General features: G+C 57.3%; 21 protein-coding genes and 1 tRNA gene. 6 read left to right on the top strand and 16 right to left on the bottom strand.

Annotation, left to right across the window (positions count from 1 at the left end; all coding sequences use genetic code 11):
- Positions 1-220: 220 nt before the first annotated feature.
- Positions 221-907 carry a TetR/AcrR family transcriptional regulator gene (locus tag HMPREF0573_RS05040; RefSeq protein ID WP_236585819.1) on the bottom strand — a complete coding sequence of 229 codons (687 nt, stop codon included), beginning with the start codon at positions 905-907 and terminating at the stop codon, positions 221-223.
- Positions 908-1047: 140 nt separating this feature from the next.
- On the opposite strand from HMPREF0573_RS05040, the gene HMPREF0573_RS05035 reads away from it, so the two are divergent.
- From HMPREF0573_RS05035 to HMPREF0573_RS05015, 5 genes are all read left to right on the top strand, one after another.
- On the top strand, positions 1048-3591 hold the full coding sequence (locus HMPREF0573_RS05035) for a DMSO/selenate family reductase complex A subunit (RefSeq protein ID WP_004007416.1): 2544 nt from the start codon (positions 1048-1050) through the stop codon (positions 3589-3591).
- Positions 3592-3602: 11 nt separating this feature from the next.
- Positions 3603-4241 carry a DMSO/selenate family reductase complex B subunit gene (locus HMPREF0573_RS05030; protein WP_004007417.1) on the top strand — a complete coding sequence of 213 codons (639 nt, stop codon included), beginning with the start codon at positions 3603-3605 and terminating at the stop codon, positions 4239-4241.
- A 2-nt stretch (positions 4242-4243) separates the two neighbouring features.
- Complete coding sequence (locus tag HMPREF0573_RS05025) at positions 4244-5239, top strand: dimethyl sulfoxide reductase anchor subunit family protein (protein ID WP_004011174.1); 996 nt, start codon at positions 4244-4246, stop codon at positions 5237-5239.
- Positions 5240-5315: 76 nt separating this feature from the next.
- Entirely contained in the window at positions 5316-6251 is a 936-nt protein-coding gene (locus tag HMPREF0573_RS05020) for a TorD/DmsD family molecular chaperone (protein ID WP_013189084.1), read from the top strand.
- Entirely contained in the window at positions 6248-7075 is an 828-nt protein-coding gene (locus HMPREF0573_RS05015; RefSeq protein WP_013189083.1) for a 4Fe-4S dicluster domain-containing protein, read from the top strand. Before HMPREF0573_RS05020 ends, HMPREF0573_RS05015 begins: the two co-directional genes overlap by 4 nt.
- A gap of 74 nt (positions 7076-7149) precedes the next feature.
- Here the strand turns inward: HMPREF0573_RS05015 and HMPREF0573_RS05010 are convergent, their stop codons facing one another.
- From HMPREF0573_RS05010 to lepB, 12 genes are all read right to left on the bottom strand, one after another.
- The gene (locus HMPREF0573_RS05010) at positions 7150-8103 is read right to left on the bottom strand and encodes a HaeIII family restriction endonuclease (RefSeq protein WP_004011177.1); all 954 of its coding nucleotides are present in this window, start codon (positions 8101-8103) and stop codon (positions 7150-7152) included.
- Positions 8084-9151 (bottom strand): DNA cytosine methyltransferase, encoded by a 1068-nt coding sequence (locus HMPREF0573_RS05005; RefSeq protein WP_013189082.1) that lies wholly within the window; start codon positions 9149-9151, stop codon positions 8084-8086. Before HMPREF0573_RS05005 ends, HMPREF0573_RS05010 begins: the two co-directional genes overlap by 20 nt.
- Positions 9152-9383: 232 nt before the next feature.
- Positions 9384-10073 carry a 50S ribosomal protein L1 gene (rplA, locus tag HMPREF0573_RS05000; RefSeq protein ID WP_004007423.1) on the bottom strand — a complete coding sequence of 230 codons (690 nt, stop codon included), beginning with the start codon at positions 10071-10073 and terminating at the stop codon, positions 9384-9386.
- 61 nt (positions 10074-10134) lie between these two features.
- Positions 10135-10560: a 50S ribosomal protein L11 gene (gene rplK / locus HMPREF0573_RS04995; RefSeq protein ID WP_004007424.1), complete on the bottom strand. Its 426-nt coding sequence runs from the start codon at positions 10558-10560 to the stop codon at positions 10135-10137.
- A 215-nt stretch (positions 10561-10775) separates the two neighbouring features.
- A complete protein-coding gene (locus HMPREF0573_RS04990) occupies positions 10776-12080 on the bottom strand; it encodes an MFS transporter (RefSeq protein WP_013189081.1) in 1305 nt (434 codons plus the stop codon).
- A 9-nt stretch (positions 12081-12089) separates the two neighbouring features.
- Positions 12090-13733, bottom strand: a complete 1644-nt coding sequence (locus HMPREF0573_RS04985; RefSeq protein WP_013189080.1) for an MFS transporter — start codon at positions 13731-13733, stop codon at positions 12090-12092.
- A gap of 48 nt (positions 13734-13781) precedes the next feature.
- Positions 13782-13866, bottom strand: a tRNA-Tyr gene (locus HMPREF0573_RS04980).
- 252 nt (positions 13867-14118) lie between these two features.
- A complete protein-coding gene (locus tag HMPREF0573_RS04975; protein ID WP_004007427.1) occupies positions 14119-15399 on the bottom strand; it encodes a UDP-N-acetylmuramate dehydrogenase in 1281 nt (426 codons plus the stop codon).
- A gap of 50 nt (positions 15400-15449) precedes the next feature.
- Positions 15450-18059 (bottom strand): hypothetical protein, encoded by a 2610-nt coding sequence (locus HMPREF0573_RS04970; protein WP_013189078.1) that lies wholly within the window; start codon positions 18057-18059, stop codon positions 15450-15452.
- 171 nt (positions 18060-18230) lie between these two features.
- Complete coding sequence (locus tag HMPREF0573_RS04965) at positions 18231-19280, bottom strand: adenosine deaminase (RefSeq protein ID WP_013189077.1); 1050 nt, start codon at positions 19278-19280, stop codon at positions 18231-18233.
- Positions 19281-19340: 60 nt separating this feature from the next.
- Positions 19341-20192 (bottom strand): zinc metalloprotease HtpX, encoded by an 852-nt coding sequence (gene htpX, locus HMPREF0573_RS04960; protein ID WP_004007430.1) that lies wholly within the window; start codon positions 20190-20192, stop codon positions 19341-19343.
- Between the two features lie 69 nt (positions 20193-20261).
- Positions 20262-21161 (bottom strand): signal peptidase I, encoded by a 900-nt coding sequence (lepB, locus tag HMPREF0573_RS04955; protein WP_004011186.1) that lies wholly within the window; start codon positions 21159-21161, stop codon positions 20262-20264.
- Between the two features lie 114 nt (positions 21162-21275).
- On the opposite strand from lepB, the gene HMPREF0573_RS04950 reads away from it, so the two are divergent.
- The gene (locus HMPREF0573_RS04950) at positions 21276-22136 is read left to right on the top strand and encodes an SDR family oxidoreductase (protein WP_004007432.1); all 861 of its coding nucleotides are present in this window, start codon (positions 21276-21278) and stop codon (positions 22134-22136) included.
- Positions 22137-22251: 115 nt separating this feature from the next.
- On the opposite strand, the gene HMPREF0573_RS04945 is transcribed toward HMPREF0573_RS04950, so the two are convergent.
- Genes HMPREF0573_RS04945 through HMPREF0573_RS04935 form a run of 3 tightly spaced genes read right to left on the bottom strand, consistent with a single transcriptional unit; the run spans position 22252 to position 26490 of the window.
- Positions 22252-23304, bottom strand: coding sequence for a polyprenyl synthetase family protein (locus tag HMPREF0573_RS04945; protein ID WP_004007433.1), 1053 nt, complete (start codon positions 23302-23304; stop codon positions 22252-22254).
- Between the two features lie 10 nt (positions 23305-23314).
- The gene (nuoN, locus tag HMPREF0573_RS04940; protein ID WP_013189076.1) at positions 23315-24901 is read right to left on the bottom strand and encodes an NADH-quinone oxidoreductase subunit NuoN; all 1587 of its coding nucleotides are present in this window, start codon (positions 24899-24901) and stop codon (positions 23315-23317) included.
- Positions 24898-26490, bottom strand: coding sequence for a complex I subunit 4 family protein (locus HMPREF0573_RS04935; RefSeq protein WP_013189075.1), 1593 nt, complete (start codon positions 26488-26490; stop codon positions 24898-24900). The genes nuoN and HMPREF0573_RS04935 overlap by 4 nt, the downstream gene beginning before the upstream one ends.
- Positions 26491-26494: the final 4 nt, after the last annotated feature.

Here is a 26494-nt window from a genome sequence, read left to right as displayed (position 1 = left end):
ACATTGCCCGCTTGGAGCCAAATTACGGTATCTGCACGCGGAGCTTGCCACTAGGCAACTCCGGTTGCTGGAGTTAGTGGAATGCTTGGCACCAACGACCGTTTTCACCCCGCCGAACATCCCTTTCACGAAAGCGAAATCGCCACCACCTGCATTTTTACCAAAACGAGAGATGAAGATAACCCTGAATCTGTGTTGAAATCGGTCATTCGTGTCCGCGCTAGGGGTGCAGAAGCTGCTCAATGGCGTGACGCCGCCGGTTTAAAGTGGTACCGGGTTGGTCGAACTTGGTGAACTGCCAGGGGGCAGCCAGACTCATGAAAGTATTAATGGCGACTTCCGGGCTGGTTTTCATTTCGTTTTGCAGCCAGGAGCGAATAATTACGAAAGTATTTTGCACCTGCTGCTCGGCAGCCATCTCTATCCAAAGCTCACCGTTGTTTTCTCCGGAATAAGTCACGTAATCCAGGACGTAGCGACGCAGGTATTGGTGAAAATAGTCGCTGAAATAGCCGCGCGTTCCCGACGAGGGCACGTCGAGGAAAATATGCCCGTAGACTTCGGCGTGACTGGCAATATGCTCCAGCAGCTCGATATAAATTTCGCGCCAGCGCAACAGGTAGTTTTCCCGGCTGGCACGGAGTAGCTGACCGATAGCCGGGAAGAACTCGTGGATTTCTGCCAGTAAACACTTGGCTAAAAGTTCGGCGGGGCTGGAGGCGTGAGCGTAAAACGTCCCTCGAGACACGCCCGCAGTTTTCGTTAGTTCTGACACGGAGACATCTTCTGGAGCCCGCGTGGCGCAGAGACGCAAAATGGCTTCATTCAGATTGGCTCGCGCGCGGGCATAGCGCGGATCCATCACTACTTCTCCACTCGGAAAGTTCAAAGGCTCATTTCTCGCCACAAAAGCATTGTGGCACAACCCTGAGACAGCCCGAAACAAAATGAGAATAACACAATACCCTATTGAACACCTGTCCAATAGGGCGTAATATAATTCCCGAAGCAAAGTGACTTCATTTCAACTCCGGAAAAGGAACACTTATGGCACATCAGAGCGAAACCCCCTCGGGAATCTCCCGACGGTCATTTTTACAATGGTCCGGTGTGGCTGCGGGAACCGCCACCTTGTTGAGCGTGGAAGGCTCCCTTCCGGGCTCTTCGGAGGCAAACGCGGCTGCATCTGACGACACCAAGCTGGTGTGGTCGGCTTGTACCGTGAACTGTGGTTCGCGCTGCCCACTGCAGCTGCAGGTTAAGAACGGTCGGGTAGTACGAGTTCTGCCTGACGACACCGGCACGAACGAACTCGGCTCGCAATCCGTGCGTGCTTGCGTGCGCGGTCGCTCCATTCGGCACCGGATATACAATCCGGATCGGCTGAAGAAGCCCTTGAAGCGTAAACCCGGCACGAAACGTGGTGCTGGCGAATGGGTCGAAATCAGCTGGAAGCAAGCCTTGGACGAAATCGCCCAAAAGATGAAAGAAATCAAAGCGAAGTACGGCAACGAAGCCTTTTACATCAACTACGGCACCGGCACCCTCGGATCTATCGTGTCTACCTCGTGGCCCCCGGATGCGACCGCCTTTGCCCGCCTGATGAACTGCTGGGGTGGCTACCTGGATCACTATTCCGACTACTCCACCACCGAAATCACCACTGCCTACCCGTACTTTTATGGGTCTTGGTTCGGTTCTAACTCACTCGATGACGCGGCACGCTCGAAACTGCAGGTCATGTTTGGCAACAACCCGCTGGAAACCCGCATGAGCGGGGGCGGGCTGACCTTCACCACGCTGGAGACAAAAAAGGCCTCTGGAGTGCGCACCATCATTATCGACCCGCGCTATTCCGAGACTGCCGTTGACCTAGCAGACCAGTGGGTGGCATTGCGTCCGGGGACGGATGCGGCTCTCGTGGCAGGCATGATTCACGTCATGCTGGAGGAAAACCTGCACGACCAAGCCTTCCTGGACACCTATTGCATCGGCTTCGACGAAGCCCACATGCCTCCCGGCGCTCCTGCGAATGCGTCTTACCGCGCCTATATCGAAGGCAAAAAGGACGGCGTCGAAAAAACTCCCCAGTGGGCTTCTGCCATCACCGGAGTTCCGGAACAAACCATCCGCCAACTGGCTCGTGAAATTGCCACCGCAAAGCCCTGCGCAATCACCCAGGGGTGGGGTCCGCAACGCCACGCCAACGGCGAAAACGCCGCGCGCGCCATCTTCCTGCTGGCTTGCGCGACCGGCAACGTGGGCGTCCCCGGCGGCGGTAACGGAGCTCGAGAGTCCTCACCCGGACTGGGAGTCGGCAAGAATCTGACCAGCTCGAAACCAAACCCGTCGATGAAGATTATCTCGGTGTTCTCCTGGCTGGACGCGATTGAACACGGCGAAAAAATGGACACGTTCAACTCGGGGGTCATGGAAAAGCCCGAGCCGGGAGCGCGTGACTTTAAAGTCCCGGTAGATGACAACGGCACCCCGACCAACACGAAGCTGGATGTCCCCATTAAGATGGTGTGGCAATACGGCGGAAACTCGCTGGTCAACCAAACTGGGGAAAACGCCGCTTCGGTGAAAATCCTCCAAGACGAATCCAAGTGCGAACTCATCGTCGATTGCGATATTCAGATGACGGTGTCTTGCCGATACGCTGACTACGTCCTACCTGGCACTTCTGCCGCCGAGGAATGCGACTATCATGCCGGGGAAAACGGCGCACCGATGGCGTATGGGATTGTTTCCTCCCAAGCCATCAAGCCTCTGTATCAGTGCAAGGACGTTTACACGATTTGCACCGAGCTGGCTGACCGCCTGGGTGTAAAGGATGACTTCACTGAGGGCAAGACTCGCGAAGATTGGCTGAAAGAGGCCATTGACACCGCGCGGGAGGATGACCCCGAACTGCCCACCTACGAGGAATGGAAAAAGATGGGCGTCTACCGTCGCTACGAAGGACCGATTGTCTCGATGGAAGACTTCCGCACGGACCCGCTGGCTAACCCCCTGTCGACGCCCAGCGGAAAGATTGAAATCTATTCCCAGCGCATCGAACAGATGGCTACCAAGTGGACTTTTGACGCCTTCCGCGAAAAAGCTGAAGGCGACCGGCTGGTGCCTTTGCCCGAGTACGTCGAGACTTGGGACGGACCGGCAGCCGCCATGACCGGCAAGTATCCGCTGCAATGCATCGGTCACCACTTTAAGGGTCGGACCCACTCCACGTATGGAAACGTGGACTGGCTGCGCGAAGCCCACCTGCAAACCATCTGGATTAACCCGATTGACGCCAAGGCTCGCGGAATCAAGAACGGCGATTTGGTGTTTGCCTACAATGACCGCGGCACCGTGCGAATTGAAGCGAAAGTTACTCCCCGCATTGCCCCCGGAGTGGTTTCCCTACCGCAGGGAGCCTGGTATCACCCGGTCGATGCCTCCGAGGTAAAACCTCCAGCCGGCGCCAATCCGGATATTCCGGTGGACATCGGCGGAAACACCAACACTTTGTCCTCGCTGCACCCCTCGCCCTTGGCGCACGGCAACGCGGTACATACCATCACCGTGGAAATTGAGAAGGCTTAGGAGGACATATCATGGCTGAAAACTTCACCAAAGCTGGCGCCAAGTACGGGTTCTATTTCAATCAGACCCGCTGCAACGGCTGCAAGGCCTGCCAGATTGCCTGTATCGACAAGCATGACCTGCCGCTGGGCGTACACTGGCGCAAAGTCGCGGAATACTCCGGCGGGACCTGGAAAGTCCAAGGCAACACCTTCCAACCGAAAGTGTTTGCCTACTATGTCTCCATTTCTTGTAACCACTGTGAATACCCGGTCTGCATGGAGGTTTGCCCCACCACCGCGATGAGCCGCCGCGAGGATGGCACCGTGTATGTGGATGAGTCGAAATGCGTGGGCTGCCGCTACTGCCAGTGGGCTTGCCCCTACGGCGCGCCCCAGCTCAACCCGGAGACTGGTCACATGTCAAAGTGCGACCTGTGCTACGACTATCGCTCGGAGGGCAAAGACCCGGCGTGCGTCGCGGCCTGCCCCTCCCGGGCTCTGGAGTGGGGTCCCATCGACGAACTCCGTAAGAAACACGGCAACCTCAACGGTATCGCTCCCCTGCCCGACCCGTCCTTGACGGAACCGCACCTGGTCATCGAAGCGCACCGGGACGCGGAACCGTGGGACCAAGCCACCGGCGAAATCACCAACCCGAAGGAGATCTGAAAATGGAAGAACTCCCTATGATTCTGTTTACCGTCATCGCCCAGATGGCGATTGGGGCTTTTTGGGCTCTGGGCTTTGTCCAGCTGCTCGGAAGGCTCCGCAAACTGCCTGGTGAATCCATTGACCGGGTGACTGACACCTCCCTGTTCGCAGTCGGACCGCTGCTGGTTCTCGGGTTCTTTGCGGCATTTTTCCACCTGAATGACCCGTTCCATGCGCCATTTACGCTGTTGCACGTCGGCTCCTCCTGGCTCAGCCGCGAACTGTTGAGCGGGGTACTGTTCGGCGGTTTCGGCTTCGTCTTTGCGGCATGCCAGTGGAATAAGTGGTTGACCCGAACCCTCCGTGACGCGTTGGCAGTCCTCACTGCGCTGAGCGGTCTGGCTCTGCTGGCGGCAATGAGTGGGGTCTATTGCACCGTCAAAACTATTCCGGCGTGGCATACTCCCGCGATTCCCGTGTTCTTCTTTGCCTCGGCTCTGTTGACCGGTCCGCTCGCGGTAGCGCTGAGCCTGCTGCTGGTGTGGAAAAAGGCACTGTCTGCGACCGATACGGTGTCTGCTCCCGAGAGCTGGAAAGACTGGCGTCAGCATCTGGCAGTCGGTCAAATCAGCGATGATCTGAAGTCGCTGGTGCATTCCGCGATGCAAATCCTCACCATTGTGTCGGCTGCCAGCGGCATCATCATCATGATTACCTACCCTGCCTACCTGTTGGGTCTGCATCAGCAGGGTGGGGCGGCAGCTCACGTAGCTGACGTTATCTCGGGTGGTTTCCTGACCTGCCGTCTGATCCTGCTGGGTATCGCGGTCGTTGGCGCGGGTGTGTTTGCGTTCACCCAGATTCGCTTGCATTCACAGCCCACTACCACTCTGACGGTCCTGCTGTGCGGATCGCTGCTGCTGGCATTCATCACTGAACTGCTGGGTCGAGCCGTCCACTACGAAGGCTTGTGGCATGTAGGCTTGAATACAGTGCAACACGTTATCGCACCCTAACCGGGGTCCTAGAGAAACCTCGGTGGCTCCCGGCGCATTACCGGGAGCCACGCTTTATTACAGAAGGAAGATACCCATGAGTCAGCTAATCGACGCGCCCTCTCTCGATACTTTTGCCGCGTCTTTTTTGGTCTTGGGCCGGCTGCACCTGGGCCACGCAACTCCGGACACCCGCCGCGAAGTCTATACGAACCTGTCCGACTGGCCCTTTTGGAACGAACCTAACCCCCACCCGGAGCTGGCAAGCCTCCACGCAGACGCCCACACTGCCCTCACTCGCGGCACCGACCTGCTGAAACGCTCTTGGGAAAGTCACGAAGAGGACTCCACGATTCGCATGGATCAGGATTTTCTTTATGGAGTTTCTGCCACCGCCCGAGTCTCACCCTTTGAGTCTGTCCACGTCGGCGAGGAACAGCTGGTGTTTGATACCGAGACGATTCAAGTCCGGTGGTACTACTCTCAGCTAGGTTTGCGGGCTCCCCAGCTGCATACCGAACCGGATGACCACCTCGGGTTGGAGTTCGCTTTTCTGTCTCAGGGCTGCCAACAGATGCTGTCGGCGCTAGATGCGGGGCGGATTGAGGATTACCACCGCGTGCGCGACATCGTGGTAGCTTTCACTCGCGAACATCCTTTGCGGTGGATTCCCGCGACTCTGCGCGAAGCCGAGGTCCAGGCGCAAACTGCCTGGATGCAGGGGGTCGAAGCCCTGAGCTACGCTGCCTTCGCGTCTTGGGTCGTGACCCTGTCGACCCGGGGTCTGCTTCCCGTCGCGGAGGTTACGTCCGGGTTCGCTGCCCCCTATCGAGGTATTACGGCAGTTCACAAGGGAGTTGCGACGGGTAAGTTTGGTGACCCCGGCGTACCGGGGGTAACGCGCGACGCGGGGAGCACCGCGGCACGCCTCCGCCATGACCTGCCCGGTGATTCCGGAACTTCGAGCGAACCAGGCACTCCTGACAGCCCCGAAAACCGCTCTGACCGCACTGTGGAAACCCCATCCTTATGAAAGACTCCCTGCGCGAACTGCTGCGCTATTTGAGCGCGGGGGAAGTCCCCGAAACTCTGGTTCTGGCGTGCGATCACAACCCCCTGCCGCACATACCCCGCCGGGTGTGCGCGCTGCATTACGATGCCTGCTGGAGCGGGGCACCTTTGGGTTCCCTCGCGCAGATTCTGGCACTAGGGGTGAGTCAGATTGCCTTTGTGCCGTGCTCACGAGGTGAGGGCTTGGGGCGGCTATTACAGCTCGGTGACGTGGTTTTCCCCGGTCGCTTGCGCCGGTGGGAGACAACCCACCAGGGCAGGTTCGCTGGAAAATGGGTTGAGGTTTCGCAGCTGGGGGTATCGCGCCGGTCGTTCCTAGGGCTATCCACCACCTGCGCCCTGGATCTTCACGCCAACTGGCAAGAACGCAGCGCGCAGGCTTTTGCCTTGTTGGGGGTATCTGAGCCGCCGTCGGACCTGCCACCAGCGTGGACACTGCAGGTTGGCAAGTGTAGCGTCTGCGGGGTGTGCGTCGCTGCTTGCCCACACCAGGCTTTATCTCTGACACCTGATCCCGAGGACGCGGATGTGCTCGCCCTCACGCAAGACTTGGCTCGCTGTGAAGCCGATGGCGCCTGCCTGAAGCTATGCCCGGAACACACCTTGACAGCGCAAGGTCACCCCACTTGGTCACAAATCCACACCGGAGCCACCCAAACCCTGACCGAAGTAAAAACGAAGATTTGTCCCTCGTGCCGTAGCCGTTTTCCCGCTACCGCTGGCGAGCTCTGTCCCCTCTGCGCATTCCGCCAGGACCACCCCTTCGGGTCCCTCATGCCCCGTTAGGAAATCAGAACCTCCGGGAAATCTGGTTTAGAAAATTGCACCGTCAGTTGACGGCATTCACCAGCAGCATGTCACTATTTCCATTTGCACTCTATGGTTAGTACCGAAACAGGCATACCGATAAACTGCACATCAAATTTGAGACTGGGTTCAACCCTAGAGCTGGCATTATGGATCCTGAAACTGAGCTGCCAACCATTGTTTAAATACATTTCTACAGTGTTGGTACTACCCTGTTTAAACTTTAGAGTCACAAGCTCGGTAGGAAGTTCAACTATAGGTGCAGATATTGTGGCTACAGTAATCGCGCTAGGTCTGTTCAATGTACCATGGATATTGAACGTGCTGATGATGGTGAGATGGCTGCGGTCATGGCTGACGACTTTGTAATAGTCTCTCGTACCAATGAGGTACTCAACCATTTTTCGCGGCATGTCAGGGTTAGCAGTATAGGCTCGGTACAGCTCGTCGATAAATGCCTGAAGCAGAGGTACGTAAACCGTTGTGTCTTTGTCGCGAATTTCGGACCACTTAAGACCTTGAGCTTTTTTAGCCGCCAGACAGGTAAAGATCGGCTCGACGTCATCCCAATACCTCTGACTACAGGGAATGCCGAACCACTCGTTGCCAAAGTCTAATTTGTGGCTGAGACGGCTATGCTTAACCGCTTCATGATTGTGCTTTACACTGAGACCGATTTCCCACTCAATAGCGTCCCGTTTTATAACTATGTCTCTAACATCGCCCTGTATTCCAGCACGGTCAGGTTGAAACTCTAACGTGAGCACATCTGGATTGTCCTCACTCAACATGGGTTCTAGCTGGAGGATTGCATCTACTGCGGAATCAGCGGAGAGCTGGAACACTTCGCGCATATCTCCGCCAATTTGATTCCAGGCACTTTGATTTGCATAGAAGCTAGAATTATGTGCAATTTGGGTATTCCTAGTGTGGTGAAGTGTCTTGAATAAGGAATTTATCCAGGCATACTCATAAGCGCGTCCGTGATCATTGCTGTTTGCACCCATGAGCTTTTTTACCTTTCGGCGCCATGCCTTTAACTTCGTGGCCTCTCCCGGTCAGGAAAAGCCTGATTGCGGTGGCAATCTCGAAAGCAAGATTAACGGGGACGGCATTCCCAATCATCTTGTAGGCATTATTTGTCTCTTTGTAGATAAATTTGAAATCGTCGGGGAACCCTTGTATTCGCGCCACTTCTCGTATTGTCATGCGGCGATAGAGATTCTCACTGCCTTCGACAAAGCGACAGTCATTTTGACCAAATTTGACCATTTTCGGGGCCTGCGGATGCAGTTGGCATTGGCGACCCGATGCCTGCACGGTAAACGCTTGCTCATCCCAATTTTTAACTCGGTTCCGGCTCATAAAAATTGGCGAAAATGCCCCGGTAAAGTATTCATTATTATTAATTGCCTGAGGATTGTGACGGTTTTTCTCTGCCGCGGGGACAGCCGTTTCTTGCAAATCCCATATCACATCGCGCAAAGTAATTTTTTTGGCATCATCCTCAGTGGACCCCTTGGGGAACACGAAATCGATGTTTAAATCTTTTCGGAATCCTATATAGAATACACGCTTTCGTTCTTCGGCAACCCCATAGTTTTTCGCATTGACCATCGTCAAAGTAACATCGTATCCGGCTTCTTCGAATAGCGTAATTATATTTTGTACAGCTTCACTATGCCGGTTTGCCAACATTCCGCTGACATTTTCTGCCAGAAAGAATTTCGGTCTGAATTCTCTCAAAATGCGAATGTAATCATAAAACAACTGCCCGCGAGCATCTTCAATCCCTCGTAAAGCCCCAGCTTCAGACCAAGACTGGCAGGGCGGACCACCGATGATGCCATCAACTTCACCATCAACAAAGGGCGCTATATCCTCAATAGTAACCCCTCTGATGTCTCCCTCAATGAGATGCGTATGCGGATGATTGGCTTTGAAGGTTTCATAGATTGTGGGATCAAATTCATTAGCTACCGGTATGTTAAAGCCGGCCTGTTCAAATCCCAGGTCAAGCCCCCCACACCCGCTAAACAAGCTAATTACATTCATACCATTTGTCCTCATTTACCATAAGCGTTGCCAAGCTCACCTACGAATCATCCCACTATGCGCCGTTTACGACGTTACTTACAGGTTTAGCTATCCCCTGCCGGACCGCGCAAATCCTCAACTTCAATCTATCAAGCGTCCGGATGGGTGCCTAATCACGCACCTTCCTTCCATACTCATTAAATACCTTGTGGGGTCAAGGTTACCCTTGACCCCACAAGGAAGATATTAACTATTCCTTGGTCGCTAGGGACAGCGGAATAGAGGGACCCATCGTAGTGGAGATAGAGACCTTCGTAATGTAGCGACCCTTGATAGTCGAGGGACGCAGGCGCTGGACTTCTTCCAGGACCGCCCGGAAGTTCTCTGCCAGCTTGGCAGGCTCAAACGAGCATTTGCCGACAATGAACTGCAGGTTGGCGTGCTTGTCGACACGGAACTCGATACGACCACCCTTGATGTCCTTGACAGCCTTCGCCACATCCATGGTGACAGTACCGGTCTTGGGGTTCGGCATCAGACCACGCGGACCGAGCACCTTACCCAAACGACCGACCTTGCCCATCAAATCGGGCGTCGCCACGGCGACATCAAAGTCGGTGTAGCCCTTGGAGACCTTTTCAATGAGTTCGTCCCCACCGACCTCGTCGGCGCCCGCAGCCTCAGCGTCTGCAGCCTTATCACCTACGGCAAAAACCAGGACCCGAGCGGTTTTGCCGGTGCCGTGAGGCAGAGAAACGGTGCCGCGCACCATCTGATCAGCCTTGCGGGGATCAACGTTCAGACGCATCGCAACCTCAACGGTCGCGTCGAACTTCACGGGGGAAGTATCTTTTACCAGCTTGAATGCGTCATCAATGGGATAGAGAGTGTCGGGAAGAATCTTCTTCGCGGCCTCGTTGTATTTCTTGGCGTGTTTCATGTTCTGCTCCTTACGCAGTCGTGGTGTGGGCAAACACTAAGCCCCTCCACAGTTTTGACGATTAACCGACCGTGATGCCCATGGATCGAGCGGTGCCCGCGATAATCTTCTTTGCGGCCTCGATGTCATTAGCATTGAGATCTTGCATTTTTTCCGAAGCAATCTTTTCTACCTGATCCCAGGTCAGATTGGCGACCTTGACGGTGTTCGGGGTGCCCGAACCCTTCGGAACGCCCGCAGCCTTACGAATCATCTCGGAGGCAGGCGAGCTCTTGAGCACGTAGTCGAAGCTGTGGTCTTCGTAAACGGTGATTTCTACCGGAACCACGGAGCCGCGCATCGATTCAGTCTTGGCGTTGTAGTCCTTGCAGAATTCCATAATGTTTACGCCGTGTTGGCTCAGTGCCGGGCCAATCGGCGGTGCCGGGTTTGCCCCACCGGCTTGAATCTGGAGCTTGATAACTCCGATGACTTTTTTCTTAGCCATATTTTGGGTCCTTTTCAATAGGGGTGTCGACCAGAGGTTTCCACCCAAACTCTTTTAACTTCATGAAAATCGTGATGACACGGTTTCCACTCGGTCTGTGTCCTCTCCCACGGCGGTTTCCCCGCGGGACGCTACCCGTTTATAGGCAGCAAAAGGCGCGCGCCATCAAGACGCACAAGGAAATATTCTAACGCTCCCCCGGCTTTTGCACCAATTTAGCCAATTCCCAGATGCGCGGCAGAGGGACGGGGCAGGAAGACCATCAACACGTAAAGCCCCAGCAGCACCAGGAATCCAAAGTGCAGACCCACGGCTGCCAGCAGCACCCCCAGCAGCAGCGGTGTCACGATAGCACCAGTCCCGGAAAGGCAACTAATGACCGCCGCCGCATGTTGCTTTTGCACCCCCGGCAACCCGGAAAACTCAGTCGCGCTGATGGGATACAGACAGCTCACACCCAAGCCGGTGATAAACAAACCAACTACTGCCACCGCGATTGAAGGCACAAAAGCGACCGCGACTGTGCCACAAAATCCTAAGCCCACAAACACCCACCAGGCCCAATAGCGGCGAGCAAAGGCAGCCCCACCCAGACGCCCCACCGCCATACCGACGGCAAATGCGGTCGCCAAACCCGAAGCCAGCGCCAATTCAACCCCCAATTCCCGCAGGCGCGTCACCGCCCAAGCGTACATGGCGAACTCGACTCCTGCAGTAAGCCCGAGCCTCATGATTTGGGAAGTAACCAGCCATCTGGAGGGCTTCACGCTGCCCCTAGGAGGGACTCCGGAGTCGGCGGCAGCGCCAGAAGTGCCCGTCTGGTCGCGGTGTCCGTCCGCAGCAGGGGTGGTGGCCGGGTCGCCGTGCCCCTCACCAGTTGCGGACACCGAATCGATTGCCGCACTCAACCCCTTTTGCAATACCTGACGGAACGGTACCGCCGGGAGCTTCCACCCCCATACCAAAGTGGGCACTGCCATCACCAGGACGAACCACAGCGCCATGCGACCAAAACCGGGAAAGACGCGTTCTACCAGGGCAAAAAGCACCGTCGTCACGATTGACACCGACGAGGAAATCCCGACAGTCAATGACATGTATTTCGTCCCCTCGACACCCACGAAAGTGCCGGCGACCCCTGCCGAAACAGTGGTGCCTCCCAAACAAGCCAAAGTCACCCCCACCAGGCTGACCGTAATCGAGGGACTCCAAGCTACCAGACACGTCCCCAGCAGGACCAACAGCGGAGCCAGCCGCAGCGACCAAACCGGTCCGTTGCGCATCACCCAGGGTGCCAGCAGCCCCGAAACCAACATGCCAAAGCCATAGGCGGCACCCAGCCAGTTAAGCGCCTCCGGTTTCACGCCGAGATCTCGGGACAGGGTGGCAATCAGAGAACCGGCAGCCGTGACGTAAAAACCTGCCATCGACAGCCCCAGTGCCATCGGCGGGAACATGCGTTTTTGGTCGTGCCAGATTTCCGGCCCTGCGTTTGCAGAGTTCTGTGGCTTCGCGTTCATGTCTCACCTTCATTTTTTCGCGGCGGTCGGGTGCGGCTGTCGAGGAAAGAAAACAAAGATTATGGCTACTACCAGGGCTATCACTATGCATCCCGTACACCCCGCGAAAGACAGCACATAGCCGTGACTCCAAGCGTTTGCCACCGCCAGGTCCACTCCCGGCGTGGTGGTTTCCAATCCCGCGGTGGCACTAAAGAACACCCCGGTGAGAATCGCCGTTCCGATAGCAGTAAATATGCGCTGTCCGGTTTGCTGAATACCCCCGGCAATACCGCCTCGAGATGGCGGGACTTCCAGCATCGCCTGCGTTTGGTTCGCCGATCCCATAGAACCCGACCCAAAGCCCAGGACTGCCAGCCCCACACTGATGAGCCACACGGAACCACCACGGGCGAACAGCACCGCCATTACCGCGGTCAGTACCACGCCCACCAGCATTATCACCAGCGACCAGGCTTGGATGCTCCGACCGTGTTTGATGGTGTAGCGTGCCACCACGATGGAAGTCAACCCGGATAGAAACGCGCCGGGCATCCCGCTGAGGCCGGCAATCAGGGCAGTCTCACCGAAACCGTTTTGCAAGAACATGGCGTTGATGGCATACACAGAGGGCATACCCAAAAATTGGATAGCACCAATTGCGCTGGCGAAACTGTAGGAGGGAATCTTAAACAGCCGCAAGCTCACCATCGGGTAGCGTCCTCGCGCCTCGTAGGCTCGTTCCCACCAGACCCAGCCGGCCAGCACCGCGAAAGCCGCGGGAATCAGGACGAAACGCCACAGCGAACCGGTCGTGACGAAAGGCAACATCATGCCGATGACTGCTGCCCCCAGCAAAATCATCCCCACCGGGTCAAGGTCGACGCGGGGACGTTTCGGGACTTTCTTGCCAGACTTGGTAGCGAGGGCGATGTCTGCTTCCAAAGCCTCGATGCGGGCGCGACGCGCGAAGATGCGTTCCCGCTTAAACGGCAGCCACAGAATCGCACAAGCCACCCCCAGCAGACCCAGCGGCAGGTTGATGGAAAAAGCTAACCGCCAGCCTTCTTCCCTGCCAAAAATTGCAATCAAGAGACCTGTCAGCATCGGTCCTAGCGCCACAGTGACGGAGACGACCAGCCCCATCAGAGCGTAAGCCAGCGCGCGAGCCTGACCCGAAAAATACTGTTGAATGATTCCCGCAGTCTGGGGGCTAAAGATACCTGCGGCAAATCCTTGCAAAATGCGCATCCACACCAGCATGGATCCGGAAGTTGAGATGGCGCACAGGAATGAGGACAGGGAAAATAGCGCCAGACCCAAGACGAACAGGAGTGACCTGCCAAACAAATCGCCAATACGCCCCATCGGCACCATCGATAGTCCAATAGCCAGGGCATACCCGGAAATAACCCACTGCACCTCTTGTGCGCTGGCTCCAATAGAATCGGGCAACACCGCGAGGGCAACGTTCACGGTGGAGACTTGCAGCAGGGTCAGAGCCAGTCCCATCAGGACCACAACCAGTATCAGCGAAGTGCGATATTTCTTGGAAGAACCGGGGACAGTGATAATCCGCGGGTCGCCATTATCAGCCTGGTGGAGAACCTGCGGGCTTTCGTTTTCATCTAAAAGTTCGCCGTTTTCATCGGGGACTTCAGTATTTTTTGCCATGTGTCGCCTGAAATTTCTGTGCCGTAAAAATAACCCAGAATAAAGTGATGGTGGCGGGTAAGGGATTCGAACCCCTGAAGCATTGCGCAGCTGATTTACAGTCAGTCCCCTTTGGCCACTCGGGAAACCCGCCATACGCTGAAAGCGCCCAACTAGGCTACCAGATACGACGCTATTTTCGCAAACATCGCTAGAGCAGAGTTTTGTAGATTACGGAGGCGATTGCATGAACGACCGATTTCAACTTGAATTCCACAGTCACGCTCGTAGTGATGTTTATAAAACTGCTGGTGGGCGCATTTTTAAGCTGTCAAGAATCTGATCAGGCGCGGCGAAATCGGTCGTTCGTGCCGAGTAATGCGTATCTGCGACCGCTCGCGGAGCATTACAAAATGACCGGCTCGGGCACCAGGGTAACCCCGTAAATCCCCTGCACCGCGGCAATGATATAGCTGGACAGGGCCGTGATGTCCGCGGCCGTGGCGTTGCCGCGGTTCGTCAACGACAGGACATGCTTCGTCGAGACACCCGCGCCTGCGCCCGGCAGGGAAAAACCTTTCGAAATGCCGGAGTGTTCGATGAGCCAGGCGGCAGATAGTTTCATTCCCGCCTGCCCGCTACCCCCCGGCAGCGTCGTCTCCCAGCGGGGAGCGTCCTCTGGCAACCCCAAAGCTGCCACCTCCGCGGTCGGCAATATCGGATTGGTAAAGAACGACCCTACTGACCAGGTGTCGTGGTCAGCGGGATCCAAAACCATGCCCTTGGAACGCCGCAACTCCAGCACCGCTGCGCGTATCTGCGCCGCCGGCACGACCGTGCCCAGCGGCACTCCGAGCGCCCCCGCCAACTGAGCGTATCTGACCGGGGTGCCCCCGCCGCGCTGCAGGACAAAATCAGCTTCCAGCACAATCCAGCGTCCGGTGGCAGGGTTTGTGCCGGGACGCGCCGGAGCGAACTGCGGTGTCCCGGAATCAGCCTCGACCTGCAGGCGAGACTGTTTCAGCAGGGAATCCCGGTAGCCGAACCGGAGGTCTGCCGCACGTAAATACACCAGCTGGCGCTCCTGTCGGTCCCACGCGGTGACTCCCAGCAGACAGTCCGCGACCTCCCCACCGTATGCCCCGATATTTTGCACGGGCGCTGCCCCGACCACACCGGGGATTCCGCTCAGCGCCTCCAGCCCGGAAAACCCTTGCGTCACACAAAACTCCACCAGCCGGTCCCAAGCCAGCCCGCCAGACGCGCTGAGAAATACGCACGAGGGAGTGGCAGCGGCCAGCTCCTGAGCTTGCGCCACGACCGCGGCGGCGTGGGAGTCTCGGGACGCACCAGGGCGCTGCTGAGGTCTGTCCGATGAGTTTACTCCGCCCGGATGCGAGTCAGGACCAGGTTCTGCAGTATGCGCCGAATCAGTACCGCCCATCCGCAAATCGCGAAACTCTGCCAGGGTAAATACCTGCACGTCCTCGCGACCATCGCGAAGCACCAATCCGGGAAAATCCCCATCCACTGGCACCAGGTTCGACCCACCACCCAGAAAGAGCAGCGGTTCTCTTGCCGCATCTGCCTGCGTAACCGCTTGAATCAGTTCGTCACGCTGCCGGCTGTGCAAAAATCGGCGCGCGGCTCCACCCACGCGCAAAGTACACAAATCTGCCAATCGCACTTTACGTCTCCTTACGCCCAAACCCTACCACCTGGTTCGGACCGCCCCGCTTAGGGCAGCTCTTCGATTTCGGCTTCGTCCTCGACGAATTCTTCGTATGGTCTGGGGGCAGGTCGCGGTTTCGCAAAGGTCGGCGGGTACACAGCCCGCGGGTCGATAGTTTCCTCGGCGGTTTCCGCGTTTGCCGGGGCATAAGGTTGCGCCGGATGAGGTTGGTTTGGTCCGGCAGCGTTCACCATGCCGGGATTTTGAACGAATCGCGGGTCCGCGGGTGGAACCGGTTGACCAGGGTTAACCGGCGCGCCGGACCCTTGCGCGCCCAGCGATACCGGGTTTACCTGCGGGGTTGCAACTTGCGCACCAAGCTGTCCCGCGTTGACCAGCGGGTGCAGGGACGGCGCTACGGGAGCACCCACGGTGGAATATCCTTCCATCGTTCGCGCCAAAAAGGGATAGCCCGGAACAGATTGATTTTCCGGCGTGGCGGGATTGGCAGGATTCACAAGGTCAGCCGGGCGGGCGGGATTCTCAGGTACCGCTGGTGCCTGCGGTGGGGATGGCGTGCCTGGCAGCGGAGCGTTCCCTCCCGGCATCGCGCCTGTCGTGGCAGCTCCCGGCAGTGGCGTGTTTGTCTGCATCGGTATCCCCGGCGTCCCCGATGCCGGCAGAGGTGTCGGCGCGCCTGGTTCTACCGGCACGTTCGGTACACTTAGCGCACCCGGCGCGTTCGGTACACCCGGCGCGGCAAAACCGGAATCCGGAGGGGCGACGGGATTGCCGGGAACTTCTCCGGGGACTCCATTGGTCCCGCCCGCGTCCAGGTAACCGTAGGGCTGCCCGCCGGGAATGGTCGGCGTGCCACCGGACCAACCCCAGGGGTATGCCCCGTAGGCCTCCGCGGCGCTGGGATCCATCTGCCAATATCCCCCGTTGTAACCGTAGGGGTCAAAACCGTATCCACCGTAGGGGTCAGCGTATCCGGGGTCCCCATATAAATCCGCGTAAGGGCTGGTCGTCCCATAGCTGTAGCTGTCTACATACGGCTGCGCATAAGGGTCCATCCCGAAGTCTCCGTAAGGGTTGCCGTACCCGCCGTAGGGGTTGGCATAACCGTAGGGGTCGTAGGCATAAGGATCGAATCCAAAAGTTTTGACCGCTAGTTCCTGCATCTCTTTTTGCTTTTCCCAAGCCTTTTCCTGACGCTCCATCGCGTCTTTTTCTTTGTAAAACTCGCCCCACTCCTGCAAAGTCTGTGAGTCCAAACCGACCGCGGTGTCGTTGACGGATTGTCCCAATAAGTTTGCCAAGCCCGAATCCAGATTTGCGGATTCTTCCTCGTGTTCTTCTGGTAAATCGACAGTTTCTCCAGGGTTACTGTTCGGGTCCCGCACGATGGCAGGGTCAACCGGAATCAAGCTGGAGGCTACGCCCTCGTTCAAGGCGACGCGGTGTTCCACCAGTTCGCGCACAGCTTGGCGAATCTCTGCCAGCCCTTGACGTTCCTCCGGACTCAACCCAACCCCCGCACGCGCCGCCACTTTTGCCATATATGAGAAGGCTTGGGCGACTTCCTCGGGGGCTGAACCGGAACCCGGCGCCGTCAGCAGGTCCTTTTGTGGATTGTCCAGCACGGTCAAGAAATAATTTTTCTTGGGCTGGGGGACCGACCCTTTAATGAGTTCGTCCTCGTTGTAGTCCAACATATTCCGGAAGTTTTCCAAGGTGAACAGTTTTGGGTCGCGTTTATCGCTGAGTATCTCGATTTTCAGTTCTTTCATCAGCCGCCGGGACGGATCCAGTTTGCGCATAAACCACCAGGTCGGGATGCAAGCGAGAGCTAGGGAGCTGAGAGATACCGCCCAGCTCAACAACAGAGAGACAGCCGAAATCGCAAACGGACCGCTTTCGTATTGCAGTTGCGCCAGGAACTGCAGGCACCGCGACACTCCTGCCCCCAAAATGAACGTGCAAAACTTTTGCACATTGTTCAAGTCCTCGCGGCGCAACGCCATGTCCACCGCCAGGGGCACCCCCGGAACGGGGTTGCGCCAAGAAATCCGGTACTGGATGTATATCGCCATGCTCAGGAAGATTGCGCCCTCTATCAGGTAGTATCCTGCCGATGCCATGATTTCTTCCCCCGAAATCGAGGCGTTGGGCTTTTCGAATACGACTCCCCCGACTACCAGCATGATTTCCGTCGCTATCCAGATGAGGATGTACACCATCCAGGCGCGAATCCGAAAGCGCGGACTGATGACCCAGTTGTGGTTCGGTATCCAATTCAGAGGTCGAGGAAACCACACGTGAATCATCAACAGGTACGGCACCAGGAAAGCCACCCCAATTAACAGCACCAGCATGGTATTCATGGAGTTAAACGCATTTTCGGAAAGCAACCCCGAGTTATACATACTAATCAGGACAGCCGGGCTGAACATCACGGCAATCAGGGCGAAAGATATAGCGACGCGGAAAGTCCAGCCCATTTGAATCAAAGCTCGCCGGTGGTGCATCGGCATGGCGCGGGGAACCTGGGGTCGGAGCGGAACCATGAGGATAAAAATCGACAGCAGAATCGGCAGCGGTCCGTATTTCGTAAAAATCTGAAATGCCCACGCCACCCCGTTAGAGGGGAAGGTTAGCCAATCATCGAACACTTTGACGCCTTACCGCTGGTAATCCTAGATGTTTCTCATAGAGCCGAGAGCTGCGGTGTTGTCCGCAACCGACTTCCTGCCGTTTCCTGTATAACACTCCCCAAACCAGCTCGAGACATCCAGCCAACTCGTCACTGTCTCGGAGAGCAAACATTATCAGATTTTACCCGTTTAATTCCCAGAATTTGAACCTTTGAGCCACGAATCAACCTGGGTCAGCAGTTTTGCTTTGTTTGACATGCTGGCTCGGGACGCCCGAATCGAACCCGCTGCCAACTCCGCCAGTTCCCGGTCGGTGAAGCCGGAGACCTGGCGGGCAGATTCATACTGGTCCAACAGCCGCGACCGGAACAGCAACGGGTCGTCCGCGCCCAGCGCAATCGTGGCACCGACCTGAAACAGGGTGCGCAAGGGAACTTCGGCGAGGGTGGAATACACCCCTAGGGATACGTTCGAAGCCGGGCACACTTCCAGGGCAATACCGTGGTCAACCAGCGATTTCAGCAGGTCGGGTTGTTCCGCAGCTCTGACTCCGTGACCCAGGCGGGCGGGGTGCAGGTGTTGCACCACCTGGGCGATATGTTCCGGACCGCGCAGTTCCCCACCGTGGGGAAAACTGGCGAGCCCTGCCCTGGCAGCGATACGAAATGCCGGCTCAAAGTCGGGGGTGGAACCGGCGCGTTCATCATTGGAGAGCCCGAATCCAATGACTTCCCCCGGCTGGTCGCCCGCATAGCGGGCAGCTAAACGCGCCAAAGTCCGGGCGTCCATCGGGTTGCGGGTGCGAGACGCCGCCACAATGACCCCGATTTCTACCCCGGTGGCGGCAGTGGAAATTTTCGCTTCGTCCAGGATGATTTCCAGGGCGGGGGTCAGTCCGCCCACCCAGGGGGCATAAGACGTGGGGTCGACTTGAATCTCTAAACGTCGCGAGCCTTCGGCGGCGTCGTCCTCGGCGGCTTCCCGCACGATGCGGCGCATCACCGCTTCGGAGCGCACCAAAGCTCGTGCCAAGTCATAGGAGCGCTGAAAGCGGAACCAGCCGCGTTCGTCAGCCGGGACGTGTAGCGGGTCGCCTTCTCCCATGAAACGCGGCAGACGCTGTCGGCTTTCCCGAGCCAGTTCCAGCAGGGTCTGGGGACGCATCGCCCCGGTGAAGTGCAGGTGCAGATGCGCTTTGGGCAAAGCCCGCAAATCCCGTTTTGGTTCACTCACAGTCATTAATCTAGGGGTTTTTCGCGCCGGGGGAAACTTCGCCCCGAAGTTGGCAGGGGCTCGAGATTAATATCCCGCCATTTCTTCCAGACGCCGAATCCGCTGATCCATCGGGGGGTGGGTGGAGAACAAGTTGCGCATCCTAAACGGGTTAGCAATCATCATGGCAGACACGGTTTGGCGCTGTGGGGTGGGCGCTAACGGAGCGCGCGCCACTCCGGTCTCCAGCTTCTTTAGCGCCGAGGCCAGCGCCAGCGGGTCATTGGCGAGGCGCGCCCCGTCCTCGTCCGCATCAAACTCGCGGGTCCGGGAGATGCTCAGCTGAATCAGGGAAGCCGCAATCGGCGCCCCCAAAGCGAGCAGTAAACTGGCAACCGCACCCCCGTTTTCTCGATCGCGCCCTGAGAAAAACAGGGCAAACTGGGCTATTGAGGTAATGACTCCCGCCAAACCCGCTGCCACCGAGGAAGTGAGAATATCCCGGTTGTACACGTGCATGAGCTCATGCCCCAGCACCGCCCGCAGTTCGCGGGGTTCCAAGATGTCCAAAATGCCCTGGGTGACGCAGACGGCGGCATGTTGGGGGTTACGCCCGGTCGCGAAAGCGTTGGGGGTTTGGGTCGGGGCTAGGTATAGCGCCGGCATGGGTTGGTCGGCTTGCTGGCACAAGCCCTGTACCATCGAGTACAGTTCGGGGGCTTGTTGGGGGGTGAGCGGCTGGGCGTTCATGGCACGCAACGCAATTTTGTCTGAATTCCAGTAACCCACTGCGGTTTGAATCAAAGCAATGGCTCCGAACACGATTATCCACATGCCGTTTCCGGTGCCGCGCGCCAGCAGAGCCCCGATTGCCAACAGTACCATCCACAGGATTCCCATCAGAGCTGCGGTCTTCAAGCCATTAAAATGTTTCTTCACGGTTTGATTGTAACGATAAGTGAGCTACTTCTCGCCGGAAAGTATCCGCCTACGGTACGAATTTTCGCGCTATTGGTTGTCTTTTGAATCCCGCGGGGAAACTTCCGCACCGGAGGTGGCACCGGGCGAGACAGCTGCGGGGGCAGGAGGTTGCGGCGAGGACGGTGGTTCAGACGGAGGGGGTGCTTGTTTCGTCACGCGCGGCAGCTGGTTGAGTCCGGGATTGGAAAAAACTTTCACCCTGTTCACCGGGAAGTAGCGCAGGATGGTGCGTCCGACGATTTGTTCTTCATCCACAAACCCGTGGTTGTTGTCGTCCTGATGGTAGCGAGAATCCCCGGAATTGTCTCGGTTGTCCCCCATCACCCAGTACTTGCCGGCGGGCACTGTCACGTCAAAAGGTACCGGCATCAGGTTCGCGCCCTTTTTCAGGTAAGGCTCTTCCACAACTTTGCCGTTAACCTCAATCTGGTTTTGGGCACTGCAGCAGGTCACGTGGTCTCCCCCGACCCCGATGACTCGTTTCACCAGGTATCCTCCGGGATATTCAGGTTTCAGCTGCAGCACGCGCAGTCCTTTATCAACAGCCTGTCCGAACGAGGTTGCAGCAAAACCGGTGGGGTTGTCGTTCTTGAACTCGTCGGGGAGCCAGTCGTGGCGGTCCTCGAATACTACGATGTCACCGCGTTCGACGGGCTGAAAGTTCTTCATTTTAGAGACAAAGATTCGATCCCCCTTCATCAGGGTGTTTTCCATCGACTCGGAGGGAATCACGAAAAACTGAAAAATGAACGCTTTTGCCAACGCCATTAAGACGACGGCGACAACAACTCCCACGACCAGGTCTAGCCACCACGGCGAGTCTTTAGCCCTGCCGCGGTGAGTGTGCGACCGTGTCGTATCGGGGGTCACCGTGGCGAGCTCGAGAGGGTCACCAGTCCCCTCGGTCCGCTGCGTCTTTTTTCTCACGCCCTCAATCCTACCGTTTGACTACCGAGGAATGCGTCTCAGGATTAGAATTTGGGCTAATCCGGGGTTTCTGCCAGCCCTCGGTTGAGAAATCTTTGCAGGAAGGCGATTGAGATGTTGTTTTTCAAACCTTACAGAGCGCCGGTTAAAGGGGCCGTGGTGTTGATTACCGGGGCGGGTTCCGGGATTGGTCGACTCATGGCGATAGAAGCTGCCCGACGTGGGGCGAGGGCAGTGATTGTGTGGGACATGAATGCCGAGGCCGGGGCGGAAACTGCCGGTTTGGCAGAAGCTGCCGCTACGGCTCCGCAGTTCCGTGCCGGGTCGTTTCACGTGGACGTCACGGATGCGACGGCGGTGCATGAAGCTGCCAATCAGACTTTGGATGAGTTCGCCAGGGTCGACATCCTCATCAATAATGCCGGTATCGTCACTGGGAAACCCCTGCTGGAGACAACTGACAGCGAGGTGCAGCGGTCTTTTGCCGTGAACACAATTGCGCACTATCGCACGGTTCGCGAGTTTTTGCCGGGCATGATTGCACGAGACCGGGGCTCGGTGGTGACTATTGCTTCGGCTGCCGGGTTGGTCGGGGTCCCGCGTCAGTGTGATTACAATGGTTCCAAGTTTGGGGCGGTGGGTTTCGCGCAGTCGATGCGTGAGGAGTTGCGCCACATGCGCAGTCACGTCCACACTTTGCTGTATTGCCCGTATTACATTTCGACCGGCATGTTTGACGGGGTTAAGACCAAGTTCCCCCTGGTGTTGCCCATTCTCACTCCGGAAAAAGTTGCTACGCAGGTTTTGGACGCGATTGACAGAGGGACCCAATTTAAGGTCCATCCTCCGATTGTGCGCCTGGTACAAATTTTGCAAGCATTCCCGGTACCTTTCATGGACGCCTTGGTGGAACTATTCGGCGTCGCCGACACAATGAATGAGTTCAGGGGGCGCGCCGGCGACGCTACGAAGTAGCGTCAAATCGGCGCGCCAGCAGCGCGTAGCCGTTAAGAAACGGCACCGATGTGCCGTTTTAGGCGAAGCACCACAAAACATAAACCGGCGACGCTACGAACAGGATTAAGCCTGACTATTGGAGCCGATTAATTTGGAGGTGCGCAAATTCGACCAGGGCGCGTTTCACTTCGCTATCCGGAATGTTTTGCAGGTGTGCCAGGGCGCGTTCTACCCATTCGCCCGCCAGGCGTTTCGTTTCTTCCGTCACCGGATGGGCTGCCAATTGGGCTGTGACCTGGGCTAAAACCGCATCGTCCTGCAGGGCGTCAGTATCGGCTATCGCCTGCAGCAAGGCGCGGTCAGGACCAGTGTCGCGACCGTCCTGCACGGTCTTTTCCAGCAGCAGGACGGGGAAGGTTTTCGTGCCGTCACGCAGGTCGGCGCCGGGGGTTTTCCCGCTTTGTGCCTCGGTGGCTTGCAAATCTAGCACGTCATCAGCAATCTGGAAGGCCACACCCAAATCCTCACCGAACTGGGTCACTGCCGAGACTGTAGCGGCGTCACAGCCGGATAGTTCCGCCCCGTACAGCGCCGCACAGCCAATCAGCGCGCCGGTTTTGTCTCGCAATACGTCAATATAGAACTCAATCGGGTCGTCATGGCTGTCGGGACCGAAAATGTCACGCATTTGCCCCTGACACAATCTCTCGAACGTTCGGGAGTGTTGCGCCACAATGGTGGGATTAAGCCCTGAAACCAGCAGGGACGCGCGGGAAAAAATCAAATCTCCTGCCATGACCGCCAGGGTGTTGTTCCACTGCACATGCGCCGCAGGTACCCCGCGACGCATGGTAGCTTCATCCATCAAATCGTCGTGATACAGTGAAGCCAAGTGAGTCAGCTCCACCGCGACTGCACCTTGCTTGACCTGGGAGGACACCGGCTGATTCGGGGCTCCCAGCTGGGAAACCAACAGGGTCAGCAGGGGTCGCATCCGTTTCCCGCCAGCGGCCCGCAGATGGGACACCAAGGCAGAGGTCTTTTCGCGCTGTGTCTGCGTTTCCTGAACCAGCATCTGTTCGATGTCATCCAAGGCATCCCGGAGTTTTGTTTCCAGTAAGCCTGGGGTTTCCAGAACAGATTCTGTCGAGACTGGGTAATGCGTGTCCGCCAGTTTTTTTCTCACGTATCCAAGACTATGCGCCGAGGGTAAACAACGCCAAAAGGGGCTGGCTGGCAACACCTAACGCAACGGTCGTCAACGCACACAGCACGATGACACACTTGGTCAAGCCGTCACCAGCGGAGATGGTGGCAGTGTCGGGGGCAGGTTCGGTAAAGAACATGCGCATGATGACCCGGAAGTAAAAGAACGCGGTCACGACTGAGGCCAGTAACCCAATCAGAATCAGAGTCCCGTTGGCAGGGTCAGCCGCCAAGCCCGCCTCGAATACGAGGAATTTACCGATGAATCCTCCGGTCAGGGGGATACCCGCAAAGCTCAGCAGGAAGATTGCCATCGCGGCTGCCATTGCCGGGTGCTTGCGCCCCAGACCGTCCCAAGAGCTCAGCGCCGAAGCCTCCCCACGCACCGTGCCTTCTGCGTCCTCGTCACGCACTATCGAGACGACCGCAAAAGCACCAATGGTGGCGACACCATAAGCCAGGACGTAAAAGGCTATCGAGGCAAAAGCGGTAGCCGCCGCCCCAAACAGGGCAATCATGATGAATCCCACGTGCGCGATGGAGGAGTAAGCCAGCATCCGCTTCACGTCGCTCTGGACGATACCCAGGAAAGTGCCCACCACGATGGTCGCGATAATGACCACCCACATGAGGATAACGAAGTCCCAGCTCAGTTGGGTGTACAGGAAACCGTACAGGTGCAGCAGCGCACCAAACGCAGCGACTTTCACACCTGCCGCCATGAAGCCAGAAATCGGCGACGGCGCGCCTTGATAGACATCGGGAGCCCAGGCGTGGAACGGTACGGCGGAAACCTTAAAGAACAAGCCCACCAGCAGCATGGCTCCGCCGGTCAGGAGCATCCAGTCCAGACCTGGATTCAGGGACACCGCAGTGGACATTTCTATCAGGTTCAGGGTCCCGGTGTAGCCGTAGAGCATGGTGATACCCATCAGGAAGAAAGCCGATGCGAACGCGCCGAGGATAAAGTATTTCAGACCGGCTTCTTGGCTCAACAGGCGGCGACGTCGACCCATCGCGCTCATGATGTAGAGCGGCAGGCTCATCAACTCCAACGCCACGAACAGGGTCAACAGGTTCCCCGCACTAATGAACGCCATCATGCCGCCCAGCGAAAACAGGAACAGGGCGTACAGTTCCGTGCGCTGGTAGCGAATCTTAATCGCGTAGTCCTCTTGGGACGAGCCGGGGGTGTCCGCTGCCTGGGGCGCAAAAGAGCCGTCGTTCGGGGTGGAACGGTCCACGACCACGAGCGCCGCCAACAGTCCCACGACCAGCAAAACCAGTTGGAATCCTAATGAGAGACGATCCTCCATAAAGGTTCCCGCCGCGATTTGTCGCGCTCCTTGGTGACCAACAGCGATAAAACGCCAACCCACCAGCACTATTGCGGCAAGGATGCTGGCAATAGTGAGGAATGCGTTGGCACCTTTACGGAAACTCGGCCAGGGGAAAGCCTCAATCAGGGTCGCCAATACGGCTGCCCCTAACAGCACCAACAGCGGGCTCAGCGCATCCCATTCCACCACGGGGGTAACCTCCAAGGTCTTCACAAGCACCGGAAGAATCGCGTTCATTGGGCGCCTCCTTCGTTCGTGGCTATGACTTCGGGGGCAGACGCCGACCCGCTCTGTGACACCGCTTGATACATGAGAGCAGCATCAGGCTTAATCAGGTTCAAAGTCGGTCCCGGCAGGACCCCCAAACCGAACATTGCCAAAACCAGCGGAACCATGATGAACTTTTCCCGCCAATTCAAATCTTTGACAGTACGCACCGCCCCGTCAATCGGTCCGGTAAACATATTCAGGTAAGGCACCAGCAGGTAAACCGAAGCCAACACGACCCCCAAGATTGACACCATCGCCGCTGCAATGTTCAGTTTAAACGTGCCGACCAGAATCAAGTATTCAGGCAGGAAACCGGACAGACCGGGCAGGGCGATAGCCGCCAAACCTGACACCAGGAACAGACCTGCCAAAGTCGGGGTCACCCTCTGGAAACCACGGTAGGCAGCAATTTCTTGGGTGCCACCGCGTGTGGTCAGCCAACCACTCAACAGGAATAAGCCGGCGATAGAGACCCCGTGGGCGACCATGTAGAGCATAGCGCCTTCAATCGCGGTCTGAGAGCCAATGTACAGTGCCAACACCATGAACCCGAAGTGGCTCACAGAGGTGAACGACACCAAACGCAGCAGGTCCTTTTGCGAAATCGCCGCCAGCGCCCCCCACAGAATCGAGAGCACCGCCAGCACCACAATAACCGGAGCTACTTTGGCGGATGCCGCGGGGAACAGCTGCCAGCAAAACATAATCATGCCCCAGGTCCCGACCTTGTCCAGCACGCCCACCAGCAGCACGGAGGTGCCACCACGGGCGACTGCCGCGGTCGAGGGCAGCCAGGTGTGTACCGGAACCATCGGGGCTTTAATCGCAAAAGCGACCAGGAAAGTCATCATCATCCACATGCCTGCCGCGCCGGGGTGGAAATTCCCGGAGGTTAGGTAATCCATGTGGAAAGCCTGGTCGCCACCACCGGAATGCACGTACACGCCGATGATGCCAAACAGCATCACCAAACCGCCCACCAGGGAATACAGCACGAACTTGATGGCGGCGTGGCGACGCACTTGGGCGTCCCCGTTACCGTAACGACCCACCAGGAAGTACAGCGGAACCAGCATCCCCTCAAAAGCGATATAGAACAGCAACAGGTCACGGGCACAGAACAGCAGCACCATGAAAGATTCCAAAGCTAGGATGAGGGCGGCGTAGCCAGCTGCCGTGTTCGGGTCGGTGTCGTCCCGCCAAGAAGCCAGAATGACCAGGGGGGTCAGGGCGGTGGCGAGGATAATCATCACCATCCCCAGCCCGTTGACACCAAGCGCCCAAGACAGCCCTATTGCCGGCATCCACTCGTAGGATTCGCCCAGTTGAAAAGCTCCTGGCGTATCCGGAGCAAAGTCAAAGCTGGTAAACAGGGCCACCAGTACGCCTGCCAGGACGGCACCGGACACGGCGAGGCAGATTTCCTTGCCGATGGAACGTAGCCAGGGGATGAGCCATATCGCCAGGGCGAAACCCATGGGGATGCACACCAGCAAAGTCAACCAGGGGAAACCAGCCGGGGTCGGAATAGTCGTTTGAGTCAAAACCATGTTCATCCTT

Source organism: Mobiluncus curtisii ATCC 43063, from assembly GCF_000196535.1.
GTDB lineage: Bacteria > Actinomycetota > Actinomycetes > Actinomycetales > Actinomycetaceae > Mobiluncus > Mobiluncus curtisii.
Note: the sequence above shows the minus strand (reverse complement) of the source record. Positions and strands in the feature narration are given on the sequence as shown.

Coding starts and splice junctions, on each gene's coding strand:
- HMPREF0573_RS05035 (WP_004007416.1), top strand. CDS start 1,048: ATGGCACATCAGAGCGAAACCCCCTCGGGAATCTCCCGACGGTCATTT.
- HMPREF0573_RS05030 (WP_004007417.1), top strand. CDS start 3,603: ATGGCTGAAAACTTCACCAAAGCTGGCGCCAAGTACGGGTTCTATTTC.
- HMPREF0573_RS05025 (WP_004011174.1), top strand. CDS start 4,244: ATGGAAGAACTCCCTATGATTCTGTTTACCGTCATCGCCCAGATGGCG.
- HMPREF0573_RS05020 (WP_013189084.1), top strand. CDS start 5,316: ATGAGTCAGCTAATCGACGCGCCCTCTCTCGATACTTTTGCCGCGTCT.
- HMPREF0573_RS05015 (WP_013189083.1), top strand. CDS start 6,248: ATGAAAGACTCCCTGCGCGAACTGCTGCGCTATTTGAGCGCGGGGGAA.
- HMPREF0573_RS05010 (WP_004011177.1), bottom strand. CDS start 8,103: ATGGGTGCAAACAGCAATGATCACGGACGCGCTTATGAGTATGCCTGG.
- HMPREF0573_RS05005 (WP_013189082.1), bottom strand. CDS start 9,151: ATGAATGTAATTAGCTTGTTTAGCGGGTGTGGGGGGCTTGACCTGGGA.
- rplA (WP_004007423.1), bottom strand. CDS start 10,073: ATGAAACACGCCAAGAAATACAACGAGGCCGCGAAGAAGATTCTTCCC.
- rplK (WP_004007424.1), bottom strand. CDS start 10,560: ATGGCTAAGAAAAAAGTCATCGGAGTTATCAAGCTCCAGATTCAAGCC.
- HMPREF0573_RS04990 (WP_013189081.1), bottom strand. CDS start 12,080: ATGAACGCGAAGCCACAGAACTCTGCAAACGCAGGGCCGGAAATCTGG.
- HMPREF0573_RS04985 (WP_013189080.1), bottom strand. CDS start 13,733: ATGGCAAAAAATACTGAAGTCCCCGATGAAAACGGCGAACTTTTAGAT.
- HMPREF0573_RS04965 (WP_013189077.1), bottom strand. CDS start 19,280: ATGACTGTGAGTGAACCAAAACGGGATTTGCGGGCTTTGCCCAAAGCG.
- HMPREF0573_RS04950 (WP_004007432.1), top strand. CDS start 21,276: ATGTTGTTTTTCAAACCTTACAGAGCGCCGGTTAAAGGGGCCGTGGTG.
- nuoN (WP_013189076.1), bottom strand. CDS start 24,901: ATGAACGCGATTCTTCCGGTGCTTGTGAAGACCTTGGAGGTTACCCCC.
- HMPREF0573_RS04935 (WP_013189075.1), bottom strand. CDS start 26,490: ATGAACATGGTTTTGACTCAAACGACTATTCCGACCCCGGCTGGTTTC.